Raw genomic sequence first — 18909 nt, 5'->3', positions numbered from 1 at the left:
AGTTTGGAAATTAGGTGAAATGCATAATGCGTTCTAATAAACATAACCAAAATAATCGAGGTTCAATCATCGAAATTAGTGGCAATTTGGATCAGAATGTAGAAAATGTTAAAAAATCACTAATAAATACAAGTGATTTAACAATCAGACATTTAATGTTTCATAATAAAAAGATTGTAGTTGTCTATATTAGTACAATTGTAGGTAGAGAAGCTCTTGAAGTCCAAATTATTCAACAAATTATTAATAATCCAAAAGATACGATTCCAAATACAGTATCAGTTAATGATGTTAAAAGTTCGGATTCATTCGATGAATGTATTCTCAGTATTGTAAAAGGAAACACGCTCATTTTCACAGAATTTGAAAAAACTGTAGTTATTTTAGAAACTACTTCCTATCAAAATAGATCTATTCAAGAGCCTAGTAGTGAGCAAACGATCAGAGGCTCCCACGATGGATTAGTAGAATGTATACTGACAAATATTAATCAAATAAGACGAAGAATTAGTAATCCTAATCTTGTTGTAAAAACTTTATCATTAGGGATAGAATCTGACACACGATTAGCAGTTATATATATTGATACGATTGCAAATGAGGAGTTAGTTAAGGAAGTCCATAGAAGACTTTCATATATAAATGTTGATTATGTCCATTCACCAGGTAATCTTGAGGAATTCATAGAAGATGACCCTTATTCACCTTTTCCGCAAGTATTAACTACTGAGCGATCTGACCGAATAGCTGGAAACTTAATGGAAGGAAAGGTTGCTATTTTAACAGATGGTAGCCCTTCAGCACTTGTTTTACCAATTACTTTTTTCACTTTTTATCAATCACCAGATGATTACAATAGCCGATGGATGGTCGCTTCATTTGCACGTATTTTAAGATTGGTTAGTTTTTTAATTTCTATATCATTGCCTGCTTTATATATTGCATTAGTTTCTTTTCACTTTGAAATTATTCCAATAGATCTAGTATTTAATGTAAAAAGTTCATTAGAAAACGTTCCATACCCACCGTTAATTGAAGCTCTAGGAATGCAAATAACGTTAGAATTGCTTAGAGAATCAGCAATACGGTTACCTAATCCAATTGCACAAACAATAGGTGTTGTAGGAGGTTTAGTTATTGGAACTGCTGTTGTACAGGCAAATTTAGTTTCAAATACGATGATTGTCGTTATTTCACTTACTGCAATTGCATCATTTGTTGTACCGGACAATGAAATGGGAACCTCTGTTCGATTGCTTGGTTTTCCTTTAATGTTTGCAGCATCGTTAATAGGATTAATAGGAATTGTTTTTGGTCTTAGTATTATCCTAATTCATCTATGTAAACTTGAATCATTCGGGTCACCATATTTCGCGCCATTTGCTCCATTTAGAAAAGCAGATCTAAAAGATACAGTTGTTCGTGCGCCACAATGGAAAATGAAAAAACGACCATTTGCACCTTTACCAAAGAATTTTAAACGAGAAAATAATTCTAGAGGATGGGAAAATGATGAAAAATGAAAAGATGCTTTCAATATCGCAATTCACATTCGTCATCATTCAAGCTCAAATCGGTGTTGGATTACTTTCACTACCATATGTAGTCCATAAACATGCAGAACACGACGGTTGGATTTCAACATTAATAGCTGGGGTTGGGGTATTTGTACTATTACTAATAATGTGGTTACTTGGTAGTAGATTTCCAAAAGAAACGATCTATGAATATGCATCGAAAATAGTCGGTAAATATATTGGGACTGTCATTTCGTATCTTTATATCTTATTTTTCTTTATTGTGGCGATTTATGTCGTGATCATCACCATTTCTGTACTTAAAAAATGGATTCTTACATTTACGCCACCTTTTGTATTAATCCTATTTATAGTTGGTACAGGAGTATATTTAGCGAAAGAAAATTTGAAAGTAATTGGACGATTTTTTGTATTCGTCTGTATTTTAATATTATTTTTGATATTCTTTGAATTTTGTTCTTACAATAATGTAAATTATCGATATTTATTTCCAGTCGGACAAGCGGGGGTTAAAAACATTCTTCTTGGAGCTCACGATGCGCTAATCTCAATGATGGGATTTGAATTCATTTTAGTATTATTTCCGTATGTAAAAGGAAAGCCAAACAAAATATTAAAATCTGGAACGATCGCAATTAGTTTTGTAAGCCTTTTATATACATTTTTTTTAATTACGAGTTATATGAGTTTTAGCAAAGCAGAAATTGAAATCGTACCTGAGCCAATTTTATATTTACTAAAATCTTTATCATATGAAGTGATTGAAAGACTCGATCTTGTCTTTCTTTCGATTTGGGTTGTACCAATCTTAACTTCACTTGTGACCTATTTATATTTAACTAGTTTCGGAATCAGCAAACTCTTAAAGTTTAAAAACCATGGTAAAACAACTATGTTTACAGGACTTGCCATCGCGATCATCTGTACTTTTTTACCACATAGTGAAGAATTTGTAATGAAATTTGGGACAATTCTTTCTTTTACAAGTTATGTTTTTATCTTTGTATTACCTTTAATTTTATTAATTGTTTCGCTTATTAGAAAAAAGAAAGAACTCGGTAACCCATATGAAATATAAAATAGTATTGATCTCTATAATTTGTATTTTGCCTTTAACTAGTTGTTGGGATCAAAGATTACTAAAGGAGTCTAGGCTAGTTTATAGTGCTGGATTTGATTTAGCAGAGGATAATAATATGCTAGTAACTGCAGTCATTAAAACAAATAGTCAAGGTGGAAGTGATCCTTCACAAGTTAAAACAACTAATGTCATTATTACTGCTACTGGAAATACAACAAGTGATGCAAGAATAAAAGTTACTCGAAAAGTAGCGGGAGATTATGCTACTAATAAAACAAGGGTTTTATTACTTGGAGATGAATTGTCTAAACAGGATATTTATCCTATATTCGATGTTATATATAGAGACCCAAGAAGTTCATTAGGGGCAAAAGTTATTATTACTAAAGGGCGAGCGGGAGAAATTTTAAAATTAAGCAAAGTAGAGGAAACCCTTATAAGTGAAGAAATTTTGGACTTAGTAACTAACGCAGAAAGCCATACGATGATTCCTATTGAAAATGTTCAAACGATCTGTACAATTATGTTCGACCCAGGTGAAGATATTTTTTTACCGCTAATTGAAAAAGATGATGATAAATTGATTGATATTTCTGGGGTAGCATTATTTAACGATCACAAATATACAGGGTATAATCTTTTAGGTGATGAACCTACCATGTTACTTTTATTTAAAGATCAAATGAAGAAGTACGCAAGATTTAATGTAGAAGTTAGTCCAAAAGAAAAAGATATTAGGGAACGGTATATAACGATTCAAGTGAAAAAAAATAAGCCGAAAATGGAAATTAAAGTTTCAAAAGACAATAAAATAACCGTAAATTTAAATCTAAAACTGGACGTTGATACACTTGAATACGCACATGATGAATTAGATTCCCTAAAAGAAATTGATAAGTTAAATAAAAAAATTTCAAAGCAACTAACATTAAAAGCTGAAAAAATAATTAAAACAGTTCAAGAATCAAATTGCGATGCATTCGGAATTGGTAGACAGTTAATTTCATTTCATCCAGACGTGTGGAAAAAACTGGATTGGAACAAAGATTATGGTAAAATTACAATTAAACCAAAAGTTGAAGTGAAAATTGTTGGAACGGGCATCTTAAAATAAAAAAAACCATCCATTGAGGATGGTTTCAGACTGCCCGCCAAACGATCGCTTTCTTCGTTGCTTCGTCTGTTGAGCGGTGCTCATTACCGTCTAAGGTAACTCCGCTCCTCATCAGGCTTCATGCCTCGAAAGACAAGCGCTAGCAATCAGTCTGAAAATCAAGTTTTCTGTACTTTGTCTTCACGCTGAAACCATCCATTAAGGATGGTTTTTTGTTTATTTAGATTACAAAATAATAAACACAGAAGAAATGACAAAGTGTTCCAAGCATAATGAAAATATGAAAAATTTCATGGAATCCCCAATTTTTAAAAGATAAAAATTTAGGTTTAATTCCATAAATCACGCCACCAACCGTGTAGAAAATTCCACCTAAGATTAGCGCGATCATTCCTTTTATACTAATTGCATCAGATAAAGGAGCCGAAGCAAGTATAATGACCCATCCTAAAGCGATATAAAGAGCTGTTGATAACCATCTTGGGCAACTAAACCAAATCAACTTGAACAAAACACCACAAAATGCAATGAAAGAAACAATCGAAAAGATGATCCATCCCAATGTACCTTTTAGACTAATGATACAAAAAGGAGTATATGTACCTGCAATTAAGACAAAGATCATTGAATGATCCATTCGTCTTAAGAAAGCGATTATTTTATCGCTAGCTTTTGCCATATGATAGGTCGTTGAAGCTGAATAGAGAAGAATCATACTTACACCGAATGCAATAACGGCAGATGTTTGTAGCACACTTCCACCAGAAAAAGTTGACTTTAAAACCATCGCTAGTAACCCAAATAATGATAATACAGCACCGACTAAATGTGTCATGGAATTAATAGGTTCACGCATAAAGTTCCCCATGTATATCTCCTCCAACTATGTTATGTAGTTTTAATAACTACATATAAAGTTATCATTAACGACATTATATAGTCAAGTGTTTAAAGTGCAATTTATTTATGTTAAAATTAAACAGTAAATTACATAAAAAGAGGACGTAAAATGAAAAAGATTAATGAATTAATAGAAGAAATAGATTTAGATAAAAAAATATTATTAGATGATATTCCTAATCTTGATCTTTATATGGATCAAGTAATTCAACTATTTGATAATAAATTTGCGAAACCGAATTCTAATGAAAAAGTAATGACAAAAACAATGATTAATAATTACGCTAAAGCTAAATTGCTTTTCCCAATAAAAAATAAGAAATACACAAAGAATCATATAATTTTAATCAGTTTAATTTACCATTTAAAGGGTGCTCTTTCGATTAATGATATAAAAGAAACTTTAAACGGTTTAAATCAAAGAATCCTTGAAAACAATGAAATAAATATTGATGATATTTATTCAATTTTTTTACATTTAAATGAACTAAACCTCGAAAAGTTTAAAACTGAACTTCAACAATCTAGTGAAAATGTAAACAAAGAAATTGAACTGATTGATGATGAAAGTAAAGAATATATCGAACAATTGCTCTTAATTACTTCTTTCGTTAATATGAGTAATCTATATAAAAATGCAGCTGAAAAATTAGTAATGGATATGATTGAGAAACAGAAATAGAATACATTTTTGGAGCTTTGTGGATAGGTAAGGGGCTGTTTGATTTGTTAAGTGAAATGCTGTGAAGTTGCCCCCCTCCTAATTTTAGTAAAATGTACGAGGCATTAGGGTATTATTGACGGAATTGATCTCTTCCTTGCAGGTAATTAGCTGATATATATCAATTTTTTATTCATTCTAGAAAGGTTAAAGTATATTTACTAGCTTTTCAATTGAAATTACACTCTAGTACACAAACTTTAGGTTATAATACCCTAACAGGTATGGGTAATTTTTTATTTTATTTGCGATTCTTTTGAATTTAATTGCAGTTTAGACATTTTTAATTGCGATTTTCAAATTTTAATTGCAGAACACTTTTATTTGCACAGATAGACTCCCTTTTTGCAGTTCACCAGGACATAATGCAGTTATCCAGCACTTATTTGCAGTTATCAAAGCATTATTTACTGAGTTCTCCAAGACTTTATTTGCAGTTCATTCTAAAATCTTTTTCAAATTCTTGCTCTTTCATTCTAATATCCGTCCATTTTTCTTAATTAAGTCTATAATAAAATTTAAATATGAACTTGAAGAGCAAAGGGTGATTTAAATTGCATTCAACCGAAAAATTATATTGGACCTTAATCGAACATAAAGAATGGAAGATTCATATTGCTGCAACTACAAAAGGACTATGTTTCGTAGGCTCACAATGTGGAACCATACAAGAATTACTTTTATTTAAGGATAAATACTTTCCTAGATTTGAAATGATAGAAGATGAGACAATAGTAGAAGCTTATAAAAAAGAGATAATTGAATTTTTAGAGGGCGAGCGGACTAATTTTAATAGTAGACTTGATTTACGTGGAACAGCTTTTCAAAATTTAGTTTGGAGTGCGCTTTGCTCAATCGGTTATGGAGAAACTAATACTTATTCCGACATTGCTTGTTACCTAAATAAGCCAAAATCTGTACGAGCAGTCGGGAGAGCAATTGGTGCAAATCCAATATTAATCATAATTCCTTGTCATCGCGTAATTGGGAAGGATGGATCATTAACTGGCTATCGTGGTGGATTAGAAATGAAGAAAAGTCTTTTAAAAATTGAAACTAGAAACTAGAATTGGAAAAATTAATTAGGAGGTGTTTGGATGAAAAGTGAAATATTATATAAAAATCCAAAAACCATTCTAAATAAAGGTACAGGTTTTCTCTCAGGATATACTCACTCTTTAAATCCTTATACTGGTTGCTCATTTGCATGTTCATATTGCTATGTAAGACAAATGCCTGTTTCACTTTTCCGAAAAAAAGAATGGGGTAGTTGGGTTGATATTAAACAGTGCGCCCCTATTATTCTAGAGAAAGAATTGAAAAAGGCAAAAAGCAAAGATAAAGTAACCATTTTTATGTCTTCTAGCACTGATCCCTATCAACCGATTGAATTTAAAGAAAGATTGACTAGAAGATTATTAGAAGTTATGGCTCATAATCAGCCTGACTTTTTATTTGTCCAAACTCGGAGTCCACTAGTAAAAAGAGATATTGATCTTTTAAAGCAACTTAAAGTGAAAGTACGTGTAAGCATGACGATTGAAACTGACTTGGATGAAATAAGAAAGTCTTTCTCACCAAATGCACCTCCTATTGATGCACGACTTAAAACGATCGAAGAACTTGTAAAAGCTGGAATTCCAACCCAAGCTACAATCGCTCCTATACTTCCTAGTAGCGAGGATTTCCCAAAAAAGTTATCGGGAATTGTTCATAGAATCTGTATCGATGATTTTTTCATGGGTGACGGAAGCGGAGGGAAACGAACAGGTCGTCTTGGAATTGAAAAAAAATATACTGAGCTTAATCTAGAAGATTGGTATGGTCCAGATGCCTATCATATAGTTTATCAACGGTTTAGAAAATATTTTTCAGACGATCAACTTTTTATTAGTCAAAAAGGATTTGAACCATAAATAAAAAATATCAATTCATAAAAAACGATAGAAAATTATGGTATTTTTATAGTAGAACGTTTTTTGTGAATGGAGAGATAAAAGATGGCAGAAGTAAAAATAATGAAAAGTAGTTCGGATATTTTGAAAACGTTTCAAACAGTAAGTCAATTACGTCCACATTTAAGAGAAGATGAATTTGTAAACACGATTAACAGATTAATCAACACAAATAATTATCATCTTGTAGCCGTAATCGAAAACGATGAAGTAACAGCTGTTGCTGGTTATCGTGTAACAGAATCATTAGCATGGGGGAAATATTTTTATGTTGATGACTTAATTACAAGTGAAAATCATCGTAAAATGGGCTATGCACAACTTTTGTGGAACTGGTTAATACATGAAGCAAAACAAAATAATTGCGAACAATTCCATTTAGATTCAGGGGTACAACGTTACGATGCTCATAGGTTTTATCTTAAAAATAAATTAAATATTACTTGTCATCATTTTCAATTGAATTTTTAATTGGCTCAACTGCTTAAAAATAAGTTTGTAGATCGATACTCAATACGTTGAGGCTGTGAAAACAGTCTCTTTTTTTGATAGTAAATTTAAAAAACTTTCCAATTATGGTTACGGACAAAATCTTTTATGATTTAATAGAATTGATTTTAGAAAATAAATTAAAGGAATGATATACTATTTTCAAATAGATACAGGAGGCTTTTAGTAAATGAAAGAAAAGAATTCAAAACGGCTAGCCAATATTTCACTTATAGTGGCTACTTGTGGTTTCGCTGCAACAATGCCGTTTCAAACTAAATTATTTCAAATCCTTTCTGGTGGATTTGAGGCAGCTTTAGTAGGTGGTCTTGCGGATTGGTTTGCAGTTACTGCAATGTTTCGTCATCCTCTTGGTGTACCGATCCCACATACAGCTTTATTGCCTAAAAATAGAAAGAAGATTACAGAGGGGATTTTAAGCACACTTAATAATCAATGGCTAAGTAAAGAAAGTTTAATTGAAAAGGTAGAAGAACGTGCTTGGATTAATCAAGGTATGAATGCATTTGAAAAAATGCTTGAAAATGATGAATCAAGAAATAAAATGGTTCATTCAATCAAGCAGTTTGGTGCATCTATTGAGGATGATACAATCAAAGAATTTTTATTAAATACATTTAAACCGACAATTGATTCCATTTCATCTCAGAATTTATTAAGTAAAGCTGTCGATACGGTTATTGAAAAAGATTGGGATGCAAAGACATATGAATTTTTAATTAATAAAATCGAAGAAACAGTTAGCCTACCACATATTAAGGAATTAATCGGCAAAGAAGTTATACAGTTTATCGAGCGAAAGTTTTTTATGATTAAAGCTTTTCTCCCAATGATTGGAGAAGAGAAAATAACAGAATTTATACATAGCGGATTAATCGATTTACTAACTGAATTAAAACACCCTAATAGTGATAGAAGGAATTTCATTTTATCGTTTATTCGAATGGAAGCAGAAAAAAACAAATCGAATGAAAACATTATTCGCCTATTAGATGAATGGAAAATTAAAGGCTATGAATATATAGTAGATCAAGCAATTAAACTGTTTAGAACAAAAATTAATGACGAAGCTTTTATTTTAAATGCGATCCAAAAAATAATCAGCTTCATTAAAAATTCGAATTGGATTGAAAATGTTGAGCAAAGTTTTAAGAAACTATTAACCAATACAATTGAAAAATATCACCATAAAATTAGTGATTTAGTTAGATACAATATTGAAAAATTATCTACCGAAGAAATAACTGATTTATTGGAAAATAAAATTGGTAAGGATATTACTTGGATTCGTGTAAATGGAGCGGTTTGTGGATTTATTATTGGTCTAGTATTGACAAGCCTAAGATTGATTTTCACATAATATTTCATTCTAAAGCCTTAATTAACGTCAAAAGTTAATTAAGGTCAGAGTGTTGAAATCTAAAACGTTATACAGGTAAAACAAAATTAAGTGTTATTGATGTTAAAATTTATTTTATATTTAATAACGATGTTAAAATTTTAATTTGTTTCAACAATCAACAAACTAGAGATTGTTTTTTCGGAAATTAAAAAAATTAGAGCAATTTTTAGATAGATAGTTTTAAATGATTAGTTTATTAGTTAATGTTAAATCTCAATTCACTTACAAACTGATTAATAAACTGCTATGTTACACTAAGTAAAGGTTATTTGATTAGGATTTATTGTGGACTTTTTTTCATGATGAAGTTGATTGGAAGGAAGGGGTGCTCGACTCCTATGGGATAAGCGGGAAGGCTGAGACCCCGGAGGCTCACCGAGAAGGCTCAGGTCTCGCCCCTTGGAAAGCGAGCACCACGTAGTGGAAATCAACAACACTCTACTCCTTTACGAAAATTTGATAATTAATAGACAAGATTGTTTTTTCAATCACGTGGCCTTAATTAACATAAAAAGTTAATTAAGGTTTTTTTAATGAAATTAAAAAAATCCAATAAATAGAAACATAAGCATTTTATTGGAAAGAAAAATTTTTTTCATGTATTATAGGTTTGGGTAAAAAATATTTTCCGAATGAATAATTGGAATGAATTATTTGAACTAACATTAGCTCTAAATAAAAATAAAAGATCGTTTGAAAATATATTTTTTATTATCAATAGTTAAAAGTTCGACTAAGAGGAGGTTTAGTTAATGGATTCTATGTCATTTGTATTGTTCGGAGCCACAGGCGATTTAGCAAAACGAAAAATTTTTCCTGCTTTATATAATTTATATATAGATCAAAAGATGCCTGAGTCTTTTTCAATCATTGGAATTGGTAGAAAAGATTTTTCAAATGACGAATTTCAGAATCAAGTAATGCAATCACTAATTACTTTTTCAAGACGTTCTTTAGAAGATCAAAAAATGGTCCAAGAATTTCTAGATTCAATTCGTTACCAACAGCTAGATATCACGAACAAAGAAGGATTCGTTGATTTATTAGATTTAGTCAAAGAAAGAGAACTGGAATTACAGATACCTGAAAACAGATTATTTTATTTATCTGTAGCACCAGAATTTTTTGAAGTTATTGCATCAAATATTAAGGAAAGTGGACTTGGTACGACAAAAGGTTGGAAGCGTCTAATTATTGAAAAACCTTTTGGACGTGACTTGAAAACTGCTAGAGATTTAAATGAAAAATTAAGTAAGTCATTTAATGAAGATGAGATCTTCCGAATTGATCATTATTTAGGCAAACCTATGGTTCAAAACTTAGAAGCTTTAGAGTTTGCTAATCCAGTTTTACAAGCGTTATGGAATAATCAATATATCGCAAATGTTCAAATTACGGCAAGTGAAACAGTCGGAGTTGAAGAGCGTGCGGGTTATTATGATAAATCTGGTGCAATTCGAGATATGTTCCAAAATCATATGTTACAAATGTTAATGATGTCTGCTATGCATTTAACGAAACAAAATACTGCAAGCGATGTGAGAGCTGAGAAGAAAAAGGTTCTTGAATCTCTTCGACCTCTATCAAAAGAAGAAATAGTTTCTCATGTAGTTCGAGGTCAATATGGTTCTGGTGAACAAAATGGTAAAAAAGTAGTTGCATATAGACAAGAACCAGGAATTGAGTTTTCATCACAAAATGATACTTATGTAGCAGCTAGAGTATTAATCGAAAACGATTTTTGGAAGGGAATCCCATTCTATATCCGTACAGGTAAAAGAATGAAAGAAAAATCAACTCGAATCGTTTTTGAATTCAAAAGTCCGATTCAAAACCTTAGAACTGACAATGGAACAAATTTATTGGTTATTGAAATTAATCCTAATGAAAGAGTTTCTTTCTATTTAAATAGTAAAAACGTAGAGGGTAATATTGAACCTGTACAAGCTGAGTATTTTGCGAATAAAGAAGATCGTCCAGAAGCGTATGAGTTATTAGTTTACGATGCGTTAAGAGGCGATTCGAAATTTTTTGCTCATTGGAATGAGGTAGAATTATCATGGCAATGGGTTCAACCAATTTTAGAAGCATTTGAAGAAAATTTAGTACCACTTCATACTTATAAATCCGGTTCATTTGGTCCAGAAGCTGCTGATGAATTATTAGCAGAAGATGGTTTCAAATGGTGGCTAGATACAGATTTTGTACAAGAAAATGAAAACAACAAAGCAGATCTAAAAAGGAGCATTTAAATTATGAGTTCGATTTCTACATTATCAATTAATACAATCCGTACACTTTCAATTGATGCGATTAACCAAGCTAATTCTGGTCATCCTGGTTTACCAATGGGTGCAGCGCCAATGGCCTATGCATTATGGGCAGAGCATTTAAAGCATAATCCAAAAAGTTCAAAATGGTTTGACCGTGACCGTTTTGTTTTATCAGCTGGTCATGGTTCAAGTATGTTATATAGTTTACTACATCTTGCAGGCTACGATGTTTCAATCGAAGACCTTAAAGATTTCCGTAAACTAAATAGTAAAACACCTGGTCATCCAGAATTTGGACACACTGATGGTGTTGAAGCTACGACTGGCCCATTAGGTCAAGGTATCGCTACTGCTGTTGGTATGGCAATGGCTGAAGCTCATTTAGCAGGTAAATTTAACAAAGATAAACTTTCTATTATCGATCACTTTACTTATGCATTAGTTGGTGATGGTGATTTAATGGAAGGTGTTGCATACGAAGCTATGTCACTTGCTGGCCATATGAAACTTGGGAAGTTAGTTGTATTATACGATTCAAACGATATTTCATTAGATGGCACATTAAATCTTTCTTATTCAGAAGATATGAAAAAGAGAGCTGAATCATTTAACTGGCAATATTTAAGAGTAGAAGATGGAAACGATCATGTAGAAATTTCTAAAGCGATCGAACAAGCTAAACAAAACACAGACCAACCGACAATTATTGAAGTTCGAACAATTATTGGATACGGAAGTCCAAAAGTGGCTGGTACAAATAAAGCCCATGGTAATCCATTAGGTCTTGAAGAAGCAAAAGAAACGAAAAAAGCATATGCTTGGAACTACGAAGAAGATTTCTTTGTACCAGAAGAAGTTAAATGTCATTTCAAAGAAATACAAGAAAAAGGCAGTGAAAAAGAAGCTGAGTGGAATCAAATATTTAATGCATACCGTGAAGCTTTCCCAGAATTAGCAGCTCAGCTTGAAAAAGCAATTAAAGGTGAAGTTTTAATCGAAACAGAAGATTTATTAACTTTTGACGAGAATAAAACAATCTCTACACGAGTTGCAAGTGGAGAAGCAATTAATCACTACATTAAAACAGTTCCTGAAATTTTCGGTGGAAGCGCAGATTTATCTCATTCAACTATGACAGATATTAAAGATGAAAGTAAATTTGCTGTCGAATCATTTGCTGGACGCAATATTTATTTTGGTGTACGTGAGCATGCGATGGGTGCAGCTGCAAATGGTATGGCATTACATGGTGGAGTTAAACCTTTTGTAAGTACATTCTTCGTATTTAATGATTATTTACGTCCATCAATTCGCTTAGCAGCATTACAAAAATTACCAGTAACATATGTATTCACTCATGACTCAATTGCAGTTGGTGAAGACGGCCCTACACATGAGCCAGTTGAACATTTAGCTGCTTTACGTGCTATCCCTGGTTTAACAGTTATTCGTCCATCAGACGCAAATGAAACAGCTAATGCTTGGGCATATGCGTTACAAAATACAAATGGACCAATCGCTTTAGTATTAAGTCGTCAAAATTTACCTGTTTATGGAGAAACAGCTTCTAGATTAGATAATCTTTCAAAAGGTGGATATGTTTTAACAGAAACGAACGATCAACCAGACTTAATTTTAATCGCTACAGGTTCAGAAGTATCACTTGCAGTGAATAGTAAAAATGAATTAGAAAAAGAAGACTTATCAGTTCGTGTTGTAGCAATGCCAAGTTGGGAGCTATTCGATCAGCAATCAGATGAATACAAAGAGTCTGTGTTACCATCACATGTATTAAACCGTGTTTCAATTGAAATGGGGATTTCACTTGGATGGGAACGCTATGTTGGTTTTAAAGGTAAAAAAATCTCAATTGAGACTTTTGGAGCATCTGGAACAGGTAATGAAGTAATGGAATTATTTGGTTTTAGTACTAAGAATGTAGTAAACGTAAGTAAAACTTTATTAAATTCTTGATCAAATAATATTTTATTTATTTTTTTATCATAAAAATTTTTACTTAGAGAAAAACATTAATATTACAGTAGATAATATGGGAGGATAACGTAATGAAAGTTGGTTTAATTGGATTAGGAAAAATGGGTCTAAACTTAGGTCAAAATTTAATGGATCATAATCATGAAGTAGTAGCATTTGATTTAAATACTGCTGCAGTAGAAGAAATGAAAGGCTTTGGTGCTGTTGGTACTTCAAGCTTAGAAGAATTAGTTAAAAATCTTGATACGCCAAGAGTTCTATGGATCATGGTACCACATGGTGTTGTAGATTCAGTTATTAATGATGTTAAACCATTCTTATCAGAAGGGGATATTATCATTGAAGCAGGAAACTCACATTATAAAGAGTCTATTAGACGTTATGATGAATTAAAAGAACATGGTATAAGGTTCATGGATGCTGGTACTTCTGGCGGTATGGAAGGCGCTCGTAACGGTGCTTGTTATATGGTTGGTGGAGACCAAGAAGCTTGGGAAATCGTAGAACCAATCTTTAAAGATACTTCTGTAGAAAATGGTTTCCTATATGCTGGTAAAATTGGTAGTGGACATTTCCTAAAAATGGTTCATAATGGTATCGAATACGGTATGATGGCTGCAATCGGTGAAGGATTTGAAGTATTAGAAAAAAGTGACTTTGATTATGATTATGAAAAAGTTGCGAAAGTATGGAATAATGGTTCTGTAATTCGTTCTTGGTTAATGGAATTAACTGAAAATGCATTCTCAAAAGATGCTAAGCTTGATGAAATTAGAGGCGTAATGCATTCATCTGGTGAAGGAAAATGGACAATTGAAACAGCTCTAGACCTTCAAGCTGCTACACCAGTTATTGCAATGTCATTATTAATGCGCTACCGTTCATTAGATAACGACACGTTCACTGGTAAAGTTGTTGCGGCTCTTCGTAATGAATTTGGTGGACATGCAGTTGAAAAGAAATAAATAAAGTATAAAATAGGAAATATCCCTAAAAATTGGAGGAATTTAAAAATGAAATTTTTTATTGACACAGCTAATGTAGAAGACATCCAAAAAGCTTATAAAATGGGCGTATTATCTGGAGTAACGACAAATCCATCTTTAGTAGCAAAAGAAGGCGTTAAATTCGAAGACCGTATCGAAGAAATTTTAAAATTAGTTCCTGAAGTAGAATCTGTTTCTGCTGAAGTAACGCCAAATGCTGTATCTGCTGAAGAAATGATCGCTGAAGCTGACGAGCTTATTAAAATAAACGGCGGAGATAAAAATATTACAATTAAATTACCAATGACACTTGCTGGTTTAGAAGCTTGCCGCTACTTAACGAAAAAAGGTGTTAAAACAAACGTAACATTAATCTTTACTGTTAACCAAGCATTATTAGCAGCTAGAGCGGGTGCTACTTATGTATCTCCATTCTTAGGTCGTTTAGACGATATTTCTGAAGATGGCGTATTATTAGTTGCTAAAATTGCTGAATTATTCCGAGTTCATAATATGGACGCTCAAATCATTGCTGCGTCAGTTCGTCACCCAGACCATGTTACTCGTGTAGCATTAGCTGGAGCTCATATCGCAACAATTCCTTACAGTGTTATTGAGCAATTATCTAAACACCCATTAACAGATCAAGGTATTGAAAAATTTGCTGCTGACTGGGCAAAAACTTCATTATAATTTGTAACAAACTTTAAATCTAATAAGTATAAAGCCCCCATCTTCATTGAAACTCATTTGTAGCTATGAAATGGGGGTATTTACATAAAAACAAGGAATAGAGGAGGAAATAGTAATGAATTCGAATCAAAAATTTGTTGGTTATGTAGGTACATACACAAAAAGTGAAAGTAAAGGTATTTATCAATTTACACTTGATACAGTAAAAGAAAGAATAACTGATGTAAAAGCTGTTGCTGAACTAGGAAATCCAACTTATTTAACAATTAGTGAAGATAATAAGAACCTATATGCTGTTGCAAAAGAAGGAAACTTAGGTGGAATTGCAGTTTATTCAATTGATGAAAACAGTGGTGAGCTTAAAAAATTAAATGAACAGCTTAATGAAGGCGCTTCACCTTGTCATATTAGCGTTGACTCAGTTAAGCAAAATATTGTTACAGCAAATTATCATAAAGGTACAATTGAATTATTTAAAATCAATCAAGAAAATGGTTTTGCTAGTGATGTTAAATCGATTATGCAACATGAAGGAACAGGTCCGAATAAAGAACGTCAGGAAAAACCTCATGCCCATTTTTCAGGTTTTACATTAAATGAAAAATATGTTGTTGCAATTGATTTAGGAATCGATCAATTAATTACTTATAAAATCGAAAACAATTCTTTAATTGAAGTAAGCAGTCTATCTGTTAAACCTGGAAGTGGGCCACGTCATATCACATTCCATCCGAATGGAAAGTTCGCTTATATTATGACGGAGCTTAGTTCAGAAGTAATTTCGCTACAATTAAATGAAGATGGAAGCTTTACAGATTTACAATATATTTCTACAATCCCTAGTGATTTTACTGAAAACAATCAAGGAAGTGCCATCCATATTTCAAAAGACGGTCAATTTGTATATGCAGGAAATCGTGGTCATAATAGTATCGCAGTATTTAGTGTAAATCAAGATACTGGTAAGCTTGAATTAGTGGAAATTACCTCAAGTGAGGGTAATTGGCCAAGAGATTTCGTTTTAGATCCATCTGAGAACTATTTAGTTGGTTCAAATGAAATGTCAGGGACTCTAGTATTATATGCAAGAAATAAAACGACTGGAAAATTAACAGTGCTTCAATCAGACGTACAAATACCTGAAGCAGTGTGTGTGAAATTTTTAAACGTTTAATCTAAATTAGGAGACTTTTAATATGGATTTTAAAATAACTGATGCAGCTAAAGAAATACTTGGCGCAGTAGATCAAAATAAATTACTTCAATTAGAATTTGACCGTGGAAGCTGTGATGTCGTTAATAACATTTATGAGATAAAAGTTATTAATAAAAGAGAATGTGGTCCTAATGAAAAAATGATCATTGGAGACCAGTTTGAATTTATGGTAAATAAAAATTTTGAAGATGTATACGAAGACCAACTAGTCATTGATTATGTTGATGGATCATTTGTTTTCAAAAATCGAAATCAAATTTTTAATAATCGAATCGGATTAACTTATATTAAATAGGTTTAAAAAAAAATTTTGGTTTTTTGAATGATTACAAGAGAAGAATATTTTGGAGATGCGATTCTTTGAGGGATAGCGTCTCTTTTTTATGACTTAAAGAGAGGGGTATTTGAGAATAAAAAATCATTTATGTTGGTGTAATGGTTGGGAGAGTCGAACCATTCCTTCCAATTTAATATGGATGTTCATATATAAATCAACTCTTTATCGTTGAATACTATGGCTTACTTCATATATTTTTATAAAAATAACAAATTACATTGTTCTCATTCCTTTTAATAAAATTTAAAATAGTGTTAAAAAATAATCTCTTCTATTCTAGTTTTAGTCGATTTGCTTTAATCTGTTTGGTCATCCAATGTTTATCTGTCTGCACATGATTTTCTCGAACAAATTTTGCAACCGAGTGTTTAAAATCATTGTATTGAAATCCATCAGTTAATCGTATAACATATCCTTCTTGTTCTCCGCCTAAATTTGACTTCGTTGTATAGCAAGATTTTATAGCTTCTTCATTAAAAACACCCTTATATAAAACTGGTGCTGTTTTTAGACCTAATAATTTAGACCATATCATTGTATCTTCCCAAGATAGACACCTATTTTGTTCGTCCCATATCGAAAAGACATAAAAATAACTATCTAATTCCTCATAAAGAATCGAATGCATTGCATATACATTTTCCCCACAAACTCGCCAATGTTCGGGGATTTGGTAACCAATCGTAGCTTGTAGCATTTTAACCCAATGTCTGGATGGATGGTCTAGGCTATCAGTTGATCTTGCGTGAATCCCATCTCGATAAATCGAGCAATTTTCTCCATCTATTTTTTCCGTTACAACAACTTCATTTCCAATAAAATGGTCAATATTATGAAGTGTTTTGTCATCAGAAGTTTTAGATTCCGACCAAGGTAAATGAAAAGTCTTTGGATACTTCATTTTCATATTCTAACACCTCACTTCGCAAACGTATCTGCTTCACGAAAGAAATAAAGTTTTGCGAGTAATTCATCCCCAAGTAAATGATAAATTTCAGTTGCTCCTTCATTACCACCGTAGTTAATTAACATGTGCATTTCGATAATCCCAACTACAGCTTGAATAAATTCATCTTCAAAACAAAGCTCCGTTAAAAAATGAAATGCAATTTGTGAAGAAACTTTTTCATGACCAAAGTATGAATAATATCCTTTGGTAACCTTATACGTCTTACAGAATACCTTCCCAACATCATGAAACAGAGCTGCCATTTGCAGAATTAGTTTATCTTTCTCTTCGTACATTTCATTAATGTACTCAATGAGGCCGTATGTGTGTTGGCATAATGCTAGCGAATGAAACGGATTTTCTTGATTAAAATCCTTCATAGCTTGAAAAAAGGGTACAGTTTTGAGCTTTTCAAATAACTCTTCGTATGAAACTTCACTTACTAATAGATTTGTTAATTCTTCTTTCGTCATTTCATATGAAAATGGCTCGTGAATTGGATGGATGACATCCCATCCTTCATTTTTTAAAGGAAAATCGAGGTTCTTCCTCATTTTAACTAGAATTCGATCTTCTACAACACGCGTTCTCTTGTTATTTCGGTCTACACAAACCTCATAAGGCACATCCATGTAATAGCACTCTTTATGAACATCTACGAATTTACTTAATGCTTTCATTCGTCTTTCCCGTTCAATATTTGTAGCATCAATGAGAACAAACTTCCCTTCAGCAAGTAAACGATTGGCTCTTTTATATAATTCCATATACAGAAGATTCGTTCTCTTTTGCTTATTTACATTAAAGAATAGAGTTTGACGTAACTCATCAGTGGATAAAACAATGGCTTTTTCTTTCTTGGCGATTTGTTTAGCCATTTCACTTTTCCCACTACCAGGAATGCCAATCATATAAATCAATTTTTGCATTTTACTTCCTCCTTTATCTAAAAGGCAGATAAATAAGGAATTACGATTTGATGGAGCGAAAGTTGGAAATCGAATTCAAAATACCAAATACTTCCGCATTTTCTATTATATATACGATTTTAAGCTACTGATAGCCCAAAATTAATTTTTTTGAACAATATAACAAATTTAACTGAATTAACAAGAAAATTAATCGACTATTTAAATGTGTACAGAATAGTATTGGAAATATATTGGGAAAAGCAGGGAAATAACCCAATTGACGGTTTATTTTGCGTAAAGGATAATTCAGAACAATAGAATCAAAAAA

General features: G+C 32.0%; 17 protein-coding genes. 14 read left to right on the top strand and 3 right to left on the bottom strand.

Annotated elements, in window-relative coordinates:
• Positions 1–26 precede the first annotated feature (26 nt).
• From V5E38_RS10040 to V5E38_RS10030, 3 genes are read left to right on the top strand one after another with little or no spacing between them, the layout of a single operon-like run.
• Positions 27–1523 (top strand): spore germination protein, encoded by a 1497-nt coding sequence (locus V5E38_RS10040; RefSeq protein ID WP_499213169.1) that lies wholly within the window; start codon positions 27–29, stop codon positions 1521–1523.
• Positions 1510–2616 (top strand): GerAB/ArcD/ProY family transporter, encoded by a 1107-nt coding sequence (locus tag V5E38_RS10035; protein WP_499213168.1) that lies wholly within the window; start codon positions 1510–1512, stop codon positions 2614–2616. Before V5E38_RS10040 ends, V5E38_RS10035 begins: the two co-directional genes overlap by 14 nt.
• Complete coding sequence (locus tag V5E38_RS10030) at positions 2606–3733, top strand: Ger(x)C family spore germination protein (RefSeq protein WP_499213167.1); 1128 nt, start codon at positions 2606–2608, stop codon at positions 3731–3733. Before V5E38_RS10035 ends, V5E38_RS10030 begins: the two co-directional genes overlap by 11 nt.
• Before the next feature lie 220 nt (positions 3734–3953).
• On the opposite strand, the gene trhA is transcribed toward V5E38_RS10030, so the two are convergent.
• Complete coding sequence (trhA, locus tag V5E38_RS10025) at positions 3954–4601, bottom strand: PAQR family membrane homeostasis protein (protein WP_499213166.1); 648 nt, start codon at positions 4599–4601, stop codon at positions 3954–3956.
• A 141-nt stretch (positions 4602–4742) separates the two neighbouring features.
• Here trhA and V5E38_RS10020 point away from each other — a divergent pair, with 141 nt between their 5' ends.
• From V5E38_RS10020 to V5E38_RS09970, 11 genes are all read left to right on the top strand, one after another.
• Complete coding sequence (locus V5E38_RS10020; RefSeq protein WP_499213165.1) at positions 4743–5315, top strand: DUF1836 domain-containing protein; 573 nt, start codon at positions 4743–4745, stop codon at positions 5313–5315.
• A 593-nt stretch (positions 5316–5908) separates the two neighbouring features.
• Positions 5909–6421, top strand: a complete 513-nt coding sequence (locus V5E38_RS10015; protein WP_335478636.1) for a methylated-DNA--[protein]-cysteine S-methyltransferase — start codon at positions 5909–5911, stop codon at positions 6419–6421.
• A 30-nt stretch (positions 6422–6451) separates the two neighbouring features.
• Complete coding sequence (locus V5E38_RS10010; RefSeq protein ID WP_499213164.1) at positions 6452–7270, top strand: SPL family radical SAM protein; 819 nt, start codon at positions 6452–6454, stop codon at positions 7268–7270.
• Between the two features lie 84 nt (positions 7271–7354).
• The gene (locus V5E38_RS10005) at positions 7355–7780 is read left to right on the top strand and encodes a GNAT family N-acetyltransferase (protein WP_335478640.1); all 426 of its coding nucleotides are present in this window, start codon (positions 7355–7357) and stop codon (positions 7778–7780) included.
• 208 nt (positions 7781–7988) lie between these two features.
• On the top strand, positions 7989–9179 hold the full coding sequence (locus V5E38_RS10000; RefSeq protein ID WP_499213163.1) for a DUF445 domain-containing protein: 1191 nt from the start codon (positions 7989–7991) through the stop codon (positions 9177–9179).
• 794 nt (positions 9180–9973) lie between these two features.
• Positions 9974–11473 (top strand): glucose-6-phosphate dehydrogenase, encoded by a 1500-nt coding sequence (gene zwf, locus V5E38_RS09995; protein ID WP_499213162.1) that lies wholly within the window; start codon positions 9974–9976, stop codon positions 11471–11473.
• On the top strand, positions 11474–13468 hold the full coding sequence (tkt, locus tag V5E38_RS09990) for a transketolase family protein (RefSeq protein ID WP_499213560.1): 1995 nt from the start codon (positions 11474–11476) through the stop codon (positions 13466–13468). It begins immediately after the preceding gene.
• 92 nt (positions 13469–13560) lie between these two features.
• Complete coding sequence (gnd, locus tag V5E38_RS09985) at positions 13561–14454, top strand: phosphogluconate dehydrogenase (NAD(+)-dependent, decarboxylating) (protein WP_098426111.1); 894 nt, start codon at positions 13561–13563, stop codon at positions 14452–14454.
• A gap of 48 nt (positions 14455–14502) precedes the next feature.
• Complete coding sequence (gene fsa, locus V5E38_RS09980; RefSeq protein WP_098233961.1) at positions 14503–15168, top strand: fructose-6-phosphate aldolase; 666 nt, start codon at positions 14503–14505, stop codon at positions 15166–15168.
• Positions 15169–15283: 115 nt separating this feature from the next.
• A complete protein-coding gene (locus V5E38_RS09975) occupies positions 15284–16342 on the top strand; it encodes a lactonase family protein (RefSeq protein ID WP_499213161.1) in 1059 nt (352 codons plus the stop codon).
• Positions 16343–16364: 22 nt separating this feature from the next.
• Positions 16365–16679 carry an iron-sulfur cluster biosynthesis family protein gene (locus tag V5E38_RS09970; RefSeq protein WP_097976968.1) on the top strand — a complete coding sequence of 105 codons (315 nt, stop codon included), beginning with the start codon at positions 16365–16367 and terminating at the stop codon, positions 16677–16679.
• Positions 16680–16992: 313 nt separating this feature from the next.
• On the opposite strand, the gene V5E38_RS09965 is transcribed toward V5E38_RS09970, so the two are convergent.
• Positions 16993–17628: an RNA ligase family protein gene (locus V5E38_RS09965; protein WP_499213160.1), complete on the bottom strand. Its 636-nt coding sequence runs from the start codon at positions 17626–17628 to the stop codon at positions 16993–16995.
• Between the two features lie 11 nt (positions 17629–17639).
• Positions 17640–18599 (bottom strand): AAA family ATPase, encoded by a 960-nt coding sequence (locus V5E38_RS09960; RefSeq protein WP_499213159.1) that lies wholly within the window; start codon positions 18597–18599, stop codon positions 17640–17642.
• Positions 18600–18909: the final 310 nt, after the last annotated feature.

The sequence above is a fragment of the Rossellomorea sp. GAMAL-10_SWC genome, assembly GCF_049568075.1.
In the GTDB taxonomy this organism is placed as follows: Bacteria; Bacillota; Bacilli; order Bacillales; family Bacillaceae_G; genus Gottfriedia.
This window is presented reverse-complemented; position numbering and strand designations above follow the sequence as displayed.

What these genes read in the sequence shown, in the direction of transcription:
- V5E38_RS10040 (WP_499213169.1), top strand. Translation starts at nt 27, where the DNA reads ATGCGTTCTAATAAACATAACCAAAATAATCGAGGTTCAATCATCGAA.
- V5E38_RS10035 (WP_499213168.1), top strand. Translation starts at nt 1,510, where the DNA reads ATGATGAAAAATGAAAAGATGCTTTCAATATCGCAATTCACATTCGTC.
- V5E38_RS10030 (WP_499213167.1), top strand. Translation starts at nt 2,606, where the DNA reads ATGAAATATAAAATAGTATTGATCTCTATAATTTGTATTTTGCCTTTA.
- trhA (WP_499213166.1), bottom strand. Translation starts at nt 4,601, where the DNA reads ATGGGGAACTTTATGCGTGAACCTATTAATTCCATGACACATTTAGTC.
- V5E38_RS10020 (WP_499213165.1), top strand. Translation starts at nt 4,743, where the DNA reads ATGAAAAAGATTAATGAATTAATAGAAGAAATAGATTTAGATAAAAAA.
- V5E38_RS10010 (WP_499213164.1), top strand. Translation starts at nt 6,452, where the DNA reads ATGAAAAGTGAAATATTATATAAAAATCCAAAAACCATTCTAAATAAA.
- V5E38_RS10005 (WP_335478640.1), top strand. Translation starts at nt 7,355, where the DNA reads ATGGCAGAAGTAAAAATAATGAAAAGTAGTTCGGATATTTTGAAAACG.
- V5E38_RS10000 (WP_499213163.1), top strand. Translation starts at nt 7,989, where the DNA reads ATGAAAGAAAAGAATTCAAAACGGCTAGCCAATATTTCACTTATAGTG.
- zwf (WP_499213162.1), top strand. Translation starts at nt 9,974, where the DNA reads ATGGATTCTATGTCATTTGTATTGTTCGGAGCCACAGGCGATTTAGCA.
- gnd (WP_098426111.1), top strand. Translation starts at nt 13,561, where the DNA reads ATGAAAGTTGGTTTAATTGGATTAGGAAAAATGGGTCTAAACTTAGGT.
- fsa (WP_098233961.1), top strand. Translation starts at nt 14,503, where the DNA reads ATGAAATTTTTTATTGACACAGCTAATGTAGAAGACATCCAAAAAGCT.
- V5E38_RS09975 (WP_499213161.1), top strand. Translation starts at nt 15,284, where the DNA reads ATGAATTCGAATCAAAAATTTGTTGGTTATGTAGGTACATACACAAAA.
- V5E38_RS09970 (WP_097976968.1), top strand. Translation starts at nt 16,365, where the DNA reads ATGGATTTTAAAATAACTGATGCAGCTAAAGAAATACTTGGCGCAGTA.
- V5E38_RS09965 (WP_499213160.1), bottom strand. Translation starts at nt 17,628, where the DNA reads ATGAAAATGAAGTATCCAAAGACTTTTCATTTACCTTGGTCGGAATCT.
- V5E38_RS09960 (WP_499213159.1), bottom strand. Translation starts at nt 18,599, where the DNA reads ATGCAAAAATTGATTTATATGATTGGCATTCCTGGTAGTGGGAAAAGT.